This window comes from Treponema sp. Marseille-Q4130 (assembly GCF_014334325.1).
GTDB lineage: Bacteria > Spirochaetota > Spirochaetia > Treponematales > Treponemataceae > Treponema_D.
In genome coordinates this window covers 26818-39044 of the sequence record NZ_JACSET010000002.1, presented here as the reverse complement: position 1 = coordinate 39044, position 12227 = coordinate 26818, and the positions used below count along the sequence as shown (strand labels likewise).

The following is a 12227-nucleotide window of genomic DNA, read 5'->3' as shown; positions in this document are numbered from 1 at the left end:
GATGCCAAAACTCGTACAACGGCTTTTGATTTTTTTTATCGGCATACCGCTCGTGATCGGTCTTGTCTTTCTTCCGTTTTTTCATCAATTGCCCTTTCACATCGCCGTGTGCGTATTTTCGTTTATCGGTGCTTTGGAACTCTACGATATGTTTTCAAAAAACAGCCCGCTGTTGCCGAAGCCCCTCGTCGCGTTTTTAAACCTTTTGATTCCCGTTGCGGTCTACGTCTGCGTATGCCTTTCTCTTCCTCTCGCGATCGTAACCGGAGTCTTCGTCGCAGGCGTATGTATACTCATGGCATACAATGCGCTTACGGCAACATCCTTCGAACATTCGAACACCGCCGTTTCTCTTTCCGTATCGATTTTATTGTATACGGGCTACCTCATCACTTTTATTTCGAGGATGACGGTCTACGAATACGGAAGTTTTTACATCGCCGCATTTTTGTGGATGACCTTTATCTGCGATTCGCTCGCATGGCTTTTCGGTATGCTGCTGGGAAAAAACAATCGAGGCGTCATCGCCGCAAGTCCGAATAAAAGCGTCGCGGGTTTTGCAGGCGGCTATGTCGGCTGCATCCTCGCTTCGCTCATCGCGCAGAAAGCCCTGCCGCATATATTTCCGGGTTCCCTTTGGAAATCGGTTTTGTTCGGCATCCTCGTCGCAAGCGCCGCTATCGTCGGCGACCTTGCCGAATCGGTATTTAAGCGGAGTGCAAACGTAAAAGATTCGGGCGGCATTATGCCCGGCCGCGGCGGCGTTTTGGATTCGATCGATTCGCTTTTGTTTGCCGCTCCCGTATTTTATCTTTCGCTCGGCATACTTTACGGCCTTCCGATATTCGCACGATGAAAAAAGTTTTCGTTTTGGGCTGTACCGGCTCCATCGGTACGAATACGCTCGACATCATTAAAAATATGCCCGCCCTCTTTTGCGCCTGCGCCCTCGCCTCTCATACGAGCCGCGAAAAAACCGAAAAGCTCGCTTCCTTTTTCGGCTGCGATTTTACGCTTACGGCAGACGATCCGCACGGCATCGAGCGGCTCATAAGGCAAACGCGCCCCGACATCGCGGTAAACGGAATAGCCGGAAGCGCGGGTCTCCTTCCGTCGAAGGCGGTGCTCGAAGCGGGAGTCGATCTGGCGCTTGCAAACAAAGAAACCGTCGTCATGGCGTGGCATCTCATACAAGCTCTCGCACAAAAGTCGGGCGCTCGCATCATCCCCGTCGATTCGGAGCATTCTGCGATTTTCAGCCTCATCGAAAAAATCGGCAAAGAAAATATTGCAGAAATTCTCATAACCGCAAGCGGAGGTCCTTTCCGTACATACGCAAAAGAAGATCTTGCGCGCGTTTCCGTAAAAGACGCTCTCGCCCACCCGACGTGGAAAATGGGCAAAAAAATTACGATCGATTCTGCGACGCTTGCAAACAAGGGACTCGAAGTGATCGAAGCGTGCCGCCTCTTCGACGTATCGCCCGAAATCGTAAAAGTCGTCGTCCATCCCGAAAGCATCGTGCATTCGCTCGTGCGCACAAAGGACGGCATGCTCTACGCCCAGCTTTCCGATCCCGATATGAAACACCCGATTCTTTCGGCGCTTACGTGGCCCGAAACGGCGAAAAATTATCTGGAACCTTTCGACCTCTTCGATAAAACGCTTTCGTTTTTCCGTCCGCGCACCGAAGACTTTCCGCTCCTTGCATACGCGTACGAAGCGGCAAAACGGGGGGCATCCTATACGATTGCATACAATGCCGCCGACGAAGTTGCAGCCCTCGCATTTCTCGACGGAAAACTTTCGTTTACCGACATCGCCCGCGTCGTTCGAAGCGTGCTTGACGAAGATTGGACAATGTTACCCGAAAGCTTCGAAGACGTTTTTAAAGCGGATGCAAAAGCGAGATCTCTTGCAAAAACTCTGATATGAAATGGATTTACGGCATCGTCTGCCTCGGTTTTTTGGTTTTTTTTCACGAACTCGGACACTTTCTCGCAGCGAAATTATTCGGCGTAAAAGTCGAATCTTTTTCGCTCGGCTTCGGTCCCACCCTGCTGCATAAAACGATCGGCGGTACCGACTACCGTTTATCGCTTTTGCCCCTCGGCGGATACTGCGGCATGAAAGGAGAGCGCGATTTTCAGGCAGCGCTCGACTCCTCTTCTCCGCGCATCGAAGCCACCCGCGATTCGCTCTACGGTATTGCCCCGCTCGGACGCGCTCTCATCGGATTCGCAGGTCCCTTTTTCAACGCGCTCTTTGCCTTTGCCGCCTTTTCCGTGATCGCGATGACAGGTTATACGTATTATTCGTATACGGCGAAGATCGCTCTTGCCGACGAAGCTTATCCCGAACTGCATTCGGCAGCGAGGGATGCGGGATTGAAAACGGGAGATACGATCCTGTCGATCGAAGGAAAACCCGTCGAAGATTTTTCCGATATAATTATGGAAGTCGCGTCGAACCCCGATAAGGATTTGCGTATCGCCGTATTGCGCGACGACGAGGAAATTTCCTACATCGTTCACAGCGATTTCGACAAATCGACCGGAAGCGGAAAGATCGGGGTCACGCCTTTTTCGAACGAACCGGTAATGCGCGAAGCGAAACGCTATCCGTTTTTTAAAGCGCTCGTTGAGGGAATAAAGCGGACGGGCGAAACTCTTTCGCTTACCGTAAAAAGCATAGCGCTTTTGTTCAAAGGAGCCGACGTGCAAAATGCGATTTCAGGCCCCGTCGGCGTTGCGGGTATGCTCGGAAACACCGTCGAAGACGGATTCGGCGCAGGCTTCAGGCAGGGCATTACGGCGATTTTGGAACTCATGGCCTTTATCAGCATTTCGCTTTTTATCATGAACCTGCTTCCGATACCGGTACTCGACGGCGCTTTGATTTTTTTCGCGTTCGTCGAATTCATTTTCCGCCGTCCGATCAATCCGAAAATACAATATTACGCGCAGTACGCGGGGATCGCGATCATCGCAGCCCTTTTCGTACTCGGCATAACAAGCGATATACGGCACTTCACTGCGGCGCTGCAATCGCACTAGGGTAACTGTTATGAAAAAATTATTAAAAGGTTCAATTTCGACTTTTCGAAAGCTCGGATTTTTTCAATCGTCTTGCGCATTTGCAGCTCCTTTCAAAGTGCGGCATACCGTATTTTTTGCAGCAGTCCTTTTAAGCGCGCTGCCCCTTGCATCGGAGTCTCACATTTCGACGCAAAAGCATGAAGGAGAAATCAGGGCTGTTTCGGTTTCCCGCGACGGAAGCGCATTTTTCACGGCGGGCGACGACGGATTTTTAATAAAATGGACGGGCGACGATCAGGGCGAACATTATCAAATTTCGGATATGAGCGTAAAACTCTGCGCCCTCTCCCCCGACGGCAAAACGATCGCCGCATACGAAACGGACGGAGGACTGGTGAACCGCGTGAGCCTGTGGGATTTCGATACGCAGCAGCGGAAATACGCACGGCGCTTTTCGGACGCGGTGACGTCTTTGTCGTTTTCGGCAAAGGGTACCTATGTCATCGTCGGAACGGCTTCCGTCGAAGGGGCGATCTTTTTACGCGCTTCGGATGGACGGGTCGCCGACGTCTTAAAAGATTCGACGGGAATCATTTCGTACGCTGTGACGAGCGCATCTGAAAAAACGCTGTGCACGTATTCGCCTGTCGGCTTTATCTCGTATTACAATATGATCGACGGAAAACTGAAGCGGCGTTTGAGCTGCGAAGCGAATCTTTCGGATATCACGTCCTTCGACGGCGATATGTTTTTTGCAGGCACCAAAAACGATAGTCTGTACGTCGTGTCGGCGCTTTCCGGAAAGACGTCCGCTTCCGTTTCCGCACGAGATCCCGTGCTCCTGACGAGAGCCGACGATAAAGACGTGTACTATATCGCAAGTACTGCATCCCGAACGTACTCTCTTTCGATGCTTGAAAATCGAGGAGACAAAACGTTTTCATCTCCCCGCATTTTGAAAAACTTCAAATCGCTTCCGAACGGAGAAGCGATCCGAGCGGGTGCAAAAGCGGGAGACGAAATTGTTCTTGCCTCTTCCGGCGGAAACGTGTATCGAACGACGCCTTCTCCTGATACGGCGCTTCTTGCGCTCGTTCCGTTCACCGAAGATATCTACGAAAAGATTTCCGATGCGGCGAGCGCTGAAGACGGTTTTTATTTTTTGACGCGCGACGCGCTCTATGCGTCATCCTACGATACCGGCACCGTCGATAAACGCACATCGAATGACGCGCACACGAATATGAGCATCTGCGAAGGGGGCGTCATCCTCTGGTCGCGCGGCACGAAGCGGGCGATCGAATTTTTCGACTTCACGGAAAATAAAACGGTTCCGCTTTTTACGCCCGAAAGCAGCGTTCAATCCGTCCGCGCATTCGGAAATGTGATTTTGGAAATGGAAAGCAACGCCGTCGTCCGCGCCTATTACAGCGACACGGGTGAAATCGAAGAGCTCTATGCGGGTACAGGACTGCAGGATGCGCTCATCTCGGACGGTACTCTCTACGTTGCAAAGTCGTCTGCGACAAATCCTCCGTCCGCTCTTCTCAGCGTCGATATGCGTACAAAGGAAATCGTACCACTGAACATCGCCTCAGACGTCGTCTACGCGCTTTCCGCTTCCGACGACGAATTGTACGGCATCGCCGTGCAGTCAAGTGAAAATGAAAAAACGACGAATCTTTTTTCGTATACACCTGCATCTTCAAAAACGACGATGCTTTTAAAACTGAACGACGAAGATACGCGCGCTTTTACGTACTTTTATGACGGAAATATTTTGACGGATATCGGAAGCGAAAAAGTGTATTCGTACGATCTTTCGCGAAAAAAAAGCAGATATTACGGACGCTCCGCATCGCTGCCGGTAAAAGCCGTACAAAACGGAGAGCGCATCGCGGTATTGAATCGCGACGGGAGCATTTCCTGGTACGATACGAGAAAGACCGAAGTGCTCGCAGATTGGTATTTGACAAAAGACGGAACTTGGTACGAGTTTTAAAAAAATCGGGACAGCTCGCATTCAAATCGATTTTATATTTTCCCGTTCGGCTTACTTGACAGTTGTTGTATTCCCCGTAGTATTGCAGTGCATGCGCTTGCCGCGGAAGCGCAATCGCATTACAAAACTTTTACAGGGGGATACGTATGTGTACTGAATGCTACGCCGACGAAGACAGAGTAACGCCGCTTTTGAATCCGGAAGAATGTTTAAAAAACCACACGCAATACATCTGCGGAACGTGCGGACGGTGTATCTGCATCGACCGCACAAAAAACGGTTTGCAGCGCTGGAACTTTCCGTTTAAATCTGCGGCGATCGCAAAATTGTATGTGCGGACGGCCGATTACACTATGAAAAAAAGCTGCGGCATATATGAAATCAAAAACGCTTCGGGAAGAATTTTTTATAAAATATTTTCGGATGAAGCGGAATTGCAAACCTATTTGCAAAACAACAAAGATAAAACGTGCAGCGGAAAGAAGCCTCTTTTTTCTCAGAGCCGCTACTGCGAATTTCCGAACACGCAAGTGCGGCGCTTGAGAGAAGATGAAGCGTTACGCTATATGAGCGAGCGAGAGACGAGGCGAAGCCGGCGCTGAAACCGTTGTCGCCGCTTGCGTTTTCGTGGTATCATAAAGCGATGATTACGGAAGAGATTAAACGGATAACGGAAAAAATCAAAGAAGCCCTCGATCCCGAACGCATCTATCTTTTCGGTTCTTATGCGCGCAACGAAGAAACCGAAAAGAGCGATTATGATTTTTATGTCGTTGTCGATGAGGAAAAAGGAAATCCTTTGCTTTTGTGTGATAAAGCTTATTCGGCGATTTTCGATATACAAGAAAAACCGTGCGATGTTATCGTAAATCATAAGTCGAAATTCGATATACGAAAATATCGTCCGACACTCGAAAAAACAGTTGCAAATGAAGGTGTATTGCTTTATGAAAAACGATCTTAAGCAAGACGTAGCTCAATGGCTTCACGTAGTCGATATGGACAGGAATACCGCCTATCACCTTTTTAAAACCATGCATCCCAAACCTCTGGAAATCATCTGCTTTCACTGTCAACAGGCTGCAGAAAAAGCGATAAAAACTCTGTTCATAGTATACGAAATTGAAATTATTAAAATACACGATTTGGGAATGCTTATTAAAACAATACAACCAAAAACAGCGTTTCCCGAAACAGTGAAACTTTCTGCTATCAGTTTAACAAAATTTGCCGCGACTTTTCGATACCCTGACTATCCTCATATCGATGAAGAGCTTACAAAAAAGGCGCTCGCCGATATGGATGTCGTAGTCGATTGGTGCAAAGGACAAATCGAAGCTTAAAATACGCACTGCTGCGGCATTTTCGAAAATTGATATTTTCTCAAAGCCGCTACCGCGAATTTCCGAACACGCAAGTGCGGCGCTTGAGAGAAGATGAAGCGTTACGCTATATGGACGAACGCAAAACGCGGCGAAGCCGGCGCTGAAACCGTTAGCGGCAGTTCGTTTGCGTTTTCACGTTCCCGCGCCGCGCGCAAGGGCTTCTTTATAGACGGCGATATATTGCTCGGCCGATTTTTTCCAGCTGAAATCTTTTTTCATGCCGCGCTTTCGCATTTCGGCGATGTGCTCTTTTTTGTTGTAATACGCGTAGATCGCCCAACCGCAAGTGTCGAACACGGCGGAAGGCGTCAAGTTGTCGAACATAAAGCCCGTACCCTCTCCCGTCTCTTCATCGTACTGTTCGACCGTATCTGCAAGCCCGCCCGTACGGCGCACGATCGGAAGCGTACCGTACAAAAGCGAATACATTTGATTCAATCCGCACGGCTCGTATTTCGACGGCATCAAAAAGAAATCGCTGCCCGCTTCGATAAGATGGCTCAAACTTTCATCGTAGCCGATATACGCGCGCATATTCGGAAGCTTCGACTGAAGCGCGAGTATTTCATTTTCGCACCACTTTTCCCCGCTTCCGAGGACTGCGACCTGCACGTCGATTTCACTGCACAGGCGGTACATACAGCCGTATGTCGGCGCAAAGAGTTCGGCGATACCTTTTTGATCGGCGAGGCGCGTTACGATACCGATGACGGGAACGGCATCGTCTTCGGGAAGCTTCATGCGTTTTTGCAGCTCGCGTTTACATGCCGCTTTTTTTTCAAGAGACGTTTCGTCGTAATTTACGGGAATGAGCGGATCGGTTTTCGGATCCCACACGTCCTCATCGATCCCGTTTAGGATACCGCGAACAACGTCGCCCCTTACACGCAAAAGCCCGTCCATACCGAAGCCGCCTTCTGCCATTTGAATTTCTTTTGCATAAGTCGGGGATACCGTCGTAATCATATCGGCGGAAGATATGCCGCCCTGCAAAAAATTGATACCACCGTTGTGTTCGAGTCCCGCGCCGTAATACAATCCCCAATGAATACCGAGTGAAGGAAACCAATCTTTAGCGTATTGTCCCTGGTAACCTAAATTGTGAATCGTCAAAACGCTCGCCGTCTTTGCAAACGGTTCGTGGCGGACAACGTGCTTTAATATGATCGGAGCGAGGGATGCCGACCAATCGTGCGCGTGCACGATATCGGGATACCATCCGAGCTTTCGGCACAACTGAAAAGCGCCGTGACACAAAAGCGAAAAGCGGTACGGATTGTCGTGAAAATCGGTTTCGGTCTTTGTGCCGTACACGCCGTCACGCCCGAATGCGCCTTCGTGGTCGAGAAAATAAACGCCGACCTTTGACGAAGGCAGCACGCTTTCATAAACGCCGACCCACGATTCCGAAGTTCCCGCAGCGACGGCGAGCGGACCGGGGATCGCCTGCAATTTTTTCCGGTCGATTTTATAATAGCGCGGCATGACGATTTTTACGTCGTGTCCGAGCTTTGCAAGGGATGCCGCCAAAGCGGACACCATATCGGCAAGTCCGCCCGTCTTTGCAAAGGGTACCGCTTCCGCCGTTACCATAAGGATTTTCATATCGCCTCCAAAAATCGCTATCGTAAAATCGTCCGCGCTTCCGCATGGCTTTTTAAGCGCGATTGTTCGCTGCGTACCGCCTCGCAGCTCTTAAACTCCGTCGTGTACCGCCTTGTAAAAAGCATCGCGCGAATCGATAATCGTCCGCTCGCTCACGCAGTACGCAATTCGAAACCAGCCCTCCCCTCCGAAACCGCTTCCCGGCGCGCACAGGATATTGTATTTTTTTAAATGATTCGTAAACGCAAGATCATCACCATTCCACGCATCGGGCACTTTCACAAAAAGGTAAAATGCCCCGTCGGGTTTCGCATACTCAAGTCCCGCGTAATCCATATTTTCTTTTAAAAGCGCGCACCGCTTTTCATACGGCGAATAATCGCACGGTGCGTTCCACGAAGAAGCGACAACTTTTTGAAAAAAAGCAGGAGCGTTGACGTAACCTAAAATACGTGTCGAAAAAATCGCTGCGGCGATAAAGGCATCCGCTTCCGTACATGCGGGATTCAGGGCAAGATATCCGATACGCTCTCCCGGCAAACTCAAATTTTTTGCAAAAGATGTAACGATGACGGCGTTTTCGTACAGCGGAAATACGGGCGGAACTTTTTTGCCGCCGTAGGTGATCGCGCGATACGGTTCGTCGCAGATGAGGTAAGGCATGCGTCCGCATTTTTTTCCGTGTTTGCGAAGTGCATTCGAAAGAGACGCGATGTCTTCCGCCGAATAGATGCGTCCCGTCGGATTGTTCGGAGAATTGATCAAAACGGCGGCGGTCTTTTCGGTGAGCGCCGCCGAGATCGCATTGCAGTCGAGGGAAAAATCGTCTTTCGTCTTTACGCGCACGATAGCTCCCGCATGATTTCTGATATAGTGATCGTATTCGGCAAAATAAGGAGCCGGCACGATCACTTCGTCGCCCGCATTTAAAAGCGATTTTAAAACGACGTTGAGCGCGCCCGCAGCTCCGCACGACATAACGACGTGAGTTGCCGGAACAGACACTCCCTGTTCGGCTTCCGTTTTTTTCGCCATCGCTTCGCGCACAAAAAGATAGCCGGCATTCGGCATATAGCCGTGTGCGCCGTGAGAGTTATCCGAAGCGATCCGCTCTATAGCCGACCACACGCTCTCCGGCGGATCCAAATCCGGATTTCCGAGACTGAAATCGTAGACGTTTTCGGCTCCGTATTTTTTTTTGAGCAGAGCTCCTTCTTCGAACATTTTGCGAATGACGCCCGCTTTCGGACTTTCAAGCAAATCCCGTATATATGCCGCTATCATGCGTCCAGTATAGCACACATATAAGATTTTGCGTAACTCCTTTTCCGAGTTTGTATTCAAAGGGAAAAAGTAACCGACTTTTGCGACAGTACCGTCTTTCCTCGATACCGTCTGTCCGTACCTTGTGCCGAATTTCCGTTTTCGATAGAATAACCCTCATGGCAAAAAGTTCTGCCGAAAAAAAAGAGCCTGCCCTGCGGCCGATCGATTCTTACGGCGCCTTTCTTCCGTATTTGATTATTCCCTTCCGGCTAAAAAGCGCAAAAGTGCTTTTCCGTTTTTTGCGTACCGTCGTGCGCGATTTTTTTTGGCTGCAGTTTTCGGTAAAGTGGCGCTTCAAAACAATTCCCGTTTTGGACGTATCACACCCGTTGGACGAACTGATTCCCTTTACGCCCGACAAAGTAAAAATCTATTTGAACTTTACAAACTTTTGGATCCGGCCGATGACTTTTTTATTTCGCAGACTCGGCGTAAAAAAGGCACTGCCGTACTGCATCGAATATCTTTCGCTTATCGAAACGGCGTATGCAAATGCCGCAAAAGTGTACCGCTTTTGCATGACGACGACAAAGCGTCCCGATTATAAAACGGACGCGGCATTCAAAATGATTCACGCTTTCGATCCGCATCTTCTCTGTGTTCCGAGCCTGCACGTTGCGATCGTTATTCTCGCGTCTGTATATTACGCGGACGTTTTTAAAAACGACGATTTTACCGAAGAGGAACGCGAAACGTATACGGCCGAACTGTGTGAAGGTGCGCGGCGCATTATCGAAAGCGTGTTGTATGTAAAGCAGCACAGCGTAAACTGCATTCCCGCGGCGATGTATATGATGCTATATGTGCTTAAAAATCGATTTACGATAAGCGCGGGCATCGATATTATCAACAGTCTGTTTGCGGACGACGAAACGCTTTCCGATTCCGATAAAAAGAAAATAAGCGCCCACATTCACTTTATGTTCGAACGCCTGCTTTTGGAAGGTGCAAACGAAAACGATTGGACAGTTCCGGTTAAGCGCTGGCTTAAAAGTTACGCGCGCTCGAAAAATATCGTTTTACCGCTCGACCGCCGATAGAGGCATAGAATTTTGTGCAGTTCGTTTTTCCGGTAACTGGCTTGCCGCAGAACTGTTTACTTTGTATAATGCAAAGCACTCGTATGAAAAAGACAGTATCGATTTCGTTTTTTGTGGTCGTACTCTGCGCGTTTTCCGCATTCGCGCTTCCGTTCAACGATAAGCTTTCGAAAGCCGAACTCGCCGACCTTGAAAGCGGTAAAGTCATCGTGCGCAATATCAGCCGTGCGTCGAATATGTGCCTTGAAGCGTCGGGCGAAAGCGCACAAAAAATCATACGCGACATACATGACCTCAATCCGTCGTATCTCGCAGAAGTGATCCAAGTCAAGCCCTACGCCGGCAACGAAGATTTGCCTGCACGGCTCGAAGATACTCTGATGAACATATCCGATTACGTCGGAATTCCGTATTATTCGGAACGACATGAACGCTACTATGATCTTTATTCGGAAGCGAAAATCAAAGACAATTTTATCGGAGATGACGGTCTCACCCGGAAAGTAAAAGCCGATTTGACGATGGAACCCTTCGGCATCATCGAAACGTCCATATCGATAAGCTCCGGCGCCGACTTCGTATACTACGTTTCGACAAACGATAATACGCTCGTATACGAAGAACGATTCAAATGTGCCAAACCGAAAAATATGAAATCCGCGATTCTGCTCTTCCGCGACGGCGACAATTGGATTTTATACGGCGCGGGCGGCGTCAAAGCGATGAAAATTATTTTTTTCGAAAAGCGCATCGAAACGTCGTTTATAAATCGCATAAAAACGTTTTGCAATTTTATTTTTGAAAAACTCTGAGCGAAAGGACGCGTCTCATGTTGTGGCTCATCGGCTCTACCGGAATGCTCGGACGGGAATTCTCGCATAGACTTTCAAAGGAAGGCATACCCTTCGTCGGTACGGGAAGCGACGTCAATATCGCCGATGCCGAAAAGCTCGACGCTTTTATCAACAAAACCGAAAGCGCATCGTATTACGCATCGCGCGATGTAAAAAAAGACAATAAAATCGATTGGATCATAAACTGCGCGGCTTATACGGCAGTCGATAAAGCCGAAGACGAAGCCGAAAAAGCATACCGCGCAAACTGTACCGGCGCCCTCAATATCGCGCGCACGGCGCGTTCTCACGGCGCAAAGCTCATTCACATTTCGACCGACTACGTATTCGACGGAAGCTCGGGAATTCCCTATACGGAAGACGCGCCGAAATCTCCGATAAACGTATACGGCAAAACGAAAGCTGAAAGCGAGGACCTCATCGCTCAGTCGATGACGCAGTATTACATCATCCGAACTTCGTGGCTCTACGGATTTACCGGTCGCAATTTCGTATATACGATGACGCGCGCGATGAACGAGCGGGAATCGGTCGGCGTCGTAAACGATCAAAAGGGAACGCCGACTTTTTGCGGAGATCTCGCAGCTGCCGCCGTAAAATTAATAAAAAAAGAAACAAGCGCTACGAGCCTCTTCGGGAAAAAAAGCGCAGCTCCCTACGGCATCTATCACTTTTCGAATTCGGGGGAGGCGACGTGGTTCGATTTCGCGTGCGCGATCTATGACTTCGGAAAAAAATACGGCAGGATCGGGCACGAGTGCGCCGTACGTCCGTGTTCGTCCGACGAATACAAAACGAAAGCGGCGCGACCGGCTTATTCCGTTCTCGACTGCACAAAGATCGAAACGGCGCTCGGTATCAAAATCCCTTCGTGGAGAGCGAGCCTTGAGCGCTTTATAAAAAGCGGCAGATTCGAAAGCTAGGGTTCAGGCAGGGTCGATCGTACCGGAAGTTTACAAAACAAACTTGTGGGCACC

At 49.5% G+C, this 12227-nt stretch carries 12 protein-coding genes; 10 read left to right on the top strand and 2 right to left on the bottom strand.

Annotation, left to right across the window (positions count from 1 at the left end):
* The first annotated feature begins 1 nt into the window (after position 1).
* The 7 genes from H9I36_RS02005 to H9I36_RS01975 all read left to right on the top strand — a co-directional run bounded on the left by H9I36_RS02005 (position 2) and on the right by H9I36_RS01975 (position 6383).
* On the top strand, positions 2-856 hold the full coding sequence (locus tag H9I36_RS02005; RefSeq protein WP_187383729.1) for a phosphatidate cytidylyltransferase: 855 nt from the start codon (positions 2-4) through the stop codon (positions 854-856).
* Complete coding sequence (locus H9I36_RS02000; RefSeq protein ID WP_187383728.1) at positions 853-1935, top strand: 1-deoxy-D-xylulose-5-phosphate reductoisomerase; 1083 nt, start codon at positions 853-855, stop codon at positions 1933-1935. The genes H9I36_RS02005 and H9I36_RS02000 overlap by 4 nt, the downstream gene beginning before the upstream one ends.
* Entirely contained in the window at positions 1932-3056 is a 1125-nt protein-coding gene (locus H9I36_RS01995; RefSeq protein ID WP_187383727.1) for a M50 family metallopeptidase, read from the top strand. Before H9I36_RS02000 ends, H9I36_RS01995 begins: the two co-directional genes overlap by 4 nt.
* A 10-nt stretch (positions 3057-3066) precedes the next feature.
* Positions 3067-5040: a WD40 repeat domain-containing protein gene (locus H9I36_RS01990; RefSeq protein ID WP_187383726.1), complete on the top strand. Its 1974-nt coding sequence runs from the start codon at positions 3067-3069 to the stop codon at positions 5038-5040.
* A gap of 146 nt (positions 5041-5186) precedes the next feature.
* Positions 5187-5642, top strand: a complete 456-nt coding sequence (locus tag H9I36_RS01985; protein WP_187383725.1) for a hypothetical protein — start codon at positions 5187-5189, stop codon at positions 5640-5642.
* Between the two features lie 41 nt (positions 5643-5683).
* Complete coding sequence (locus H9I36_RS01980) at positions 5684-6004, top strand: nucleotidyltransferase family protein (RefSeq protein WP_016520121.1); 321 nt, start codon at positions 5684-5686, stop codon at positions 6002-6004.
* A complete protein-coding gene (locus H9I36_RS01975) occupies positions 5988-6383 on the top strand; it encodes a HEPN domain-containing protein (RefSeq protein WP_187383724.1) in 396 nt (131 codons plus the stop codon). The genes H9I36_RS01980 and H9I36_RS01975 overlap by 17 nt, the downstream gene beginning before the upstream one ends.
* Before the next feature lie 174 nt (positions 6384-6557).
* Here H9I36_RS01975 and glgA read toward each other — a convergent pair whose 3' ends face one another.
* Together glgA and H9I36_RS01965 are read right to left on the bottom strand one after the other, a co-directional pair.
* A complete protein-coding gene (glgA, locus tag H9I36_RS01970) occupies positions 6558-8030 on the bottom strand; it encodes a glycogen synthase GlgA (RefSeq protein ID WP_187383723.1) in 1473 nt (490 codons plus the stop codon).
* Between the two features lie 90 nt (positions 8031-8120).
* A complete protein-coding gene (locus H9I36_RS01965) occupies positions 8121-9314 on the bottom strand; it encodes a pyridoxal phosphate-dependent aminotransferase (RefSeq protein ID WP_187383722.1) in 1194 nt (397 codons plus the stop codon).
* Between the two features lie 158 nt (positions 9315-9472).
* Here H9I36_RS01965 and H9I36_RS01960 point away from each other — a divergent pair, with 158 nt between their 5' ends.
* The 3 genes from H9I36_RS01960 (at position 9473) to rfbD (ending at position 12173) form a co-directional block, all read left to right on the top strand.
* Positions 9473-10396 carry a hypothetical protein gene (locus H9I36_RS01960; protein ID WP_187383721.1) on the top strand — a complete coding sequence of 308 codons (924 nt, stop codon included), beginning with the start codon at positions 9473-9475 and terminating at the stop codon, positions 10394-10396.
* An 83-nt stretch (positions 10397-10479) separates the two neighbouring features.
* Positions 10480-11208 (top strand): DUF6675 family protein, encoded by a 729-nt coding sequence (locus H9I36_RS01955; protein WP_187383720.1) that lies wholly within the window; start codon positions 10480-10482, stop codon positions 11206-11208.
* A gap of 17 nt (positions 11209-11225) precedes the next feature.
* On the top strand, positions 11226-12173 hold the full coding sequence (gene rfbD / locus H9I36_RS01950) for a dTDP-4-dehydrorhamnose reductase (RefSeq protein ID WP_187383719.1): 948 nt from the start codon (positions 11226-11228) through the stop codon (positions 12171-12173).
* The last annotated feature ends 54 nt before the right edge of the window (positions 12174-12227 follow it).

Coding starts and splice junctions, on each gene's coding strand:
- H9I36_RS02005 (WP_187383729.1), top strand. CDS start 2: ATGCCAAAACTCGTACAACGGCTTTTGATTTTTTTTATCGGCATACCG.
- H9I36_RS02000 (WP_187383728.1), top strand. CDS start 853: ATGAAAAAAGTTTTCGTTTTGGGCTGTACCGGCTCCATCGGTACGAAT.
- H9I36_RS01995 (WP_187383727.1), top strand. CDS start 1,932: ATGAAATGGATTTACGGCATCGTCTGCCTCGGTTTTTTGGTTTTTTTT.
- H9I36_RS01990 (WP_187383726.1), top strand. CDS start 3,067: ATGAAAAAATTATTAAAAGGTTCAATTTCGACTTTTCGAAAGCTCGGA.
- H9I36_RS01985 (WP_187383725.1), top strand. CDS start 5,187: ATGTGTACTGAATGCTACGCCGACGAAGACAGAGTAACGCCGCTTTTG.
- H9I36_RS01980 (WP_016520121.1), top strand. CDS start 5,684: ATGATTACGGAAGAGATTAAACGGATAACGGAAAAAATCAAAGAAGCC.
- H9I36_RS01975 (WP_187383724.1), top strand. CDS start 5,988: ATGAAAAACGATCTTAAGCAAGACGTAGCTCAATGGCTTCACGTAGTC.
- glgA (WP_187383723.1), bottom strand. CDS start 8,030: ATGAAAATCCTTATGGTAACGGCGGAAGCGGTACCCTTTGCAAAGACG.
- H9I36_RS01965 (WP_187383722.1), bottom strand. CDS start 9,314: ATGATAGCGGCATATATACGGGATTTGCTTGAAAGTCCGAAAGCGGGC.
- H9I36_RS01960 (WP_187383721.1), top strand. CDS start 9,473: ATGGCAAAAAGTTCTGCCGAAAAAAAAGAGCCTGCCCTGCGGCCGATC.
- H9I36_RS01955 (WP_187383720.1), top strand. CDS start 10,480: ATGAAAAAGACAGTATCGATTTCGTTTTTTGTGGTCGTACTCTGCGCG.
- rfbD (WP_187383719.1), top strand. CDS start 11,226: ATGTTGTGGCTCATCGGCTCTACCGGAATGCTCGGACGGGAATTCTCG.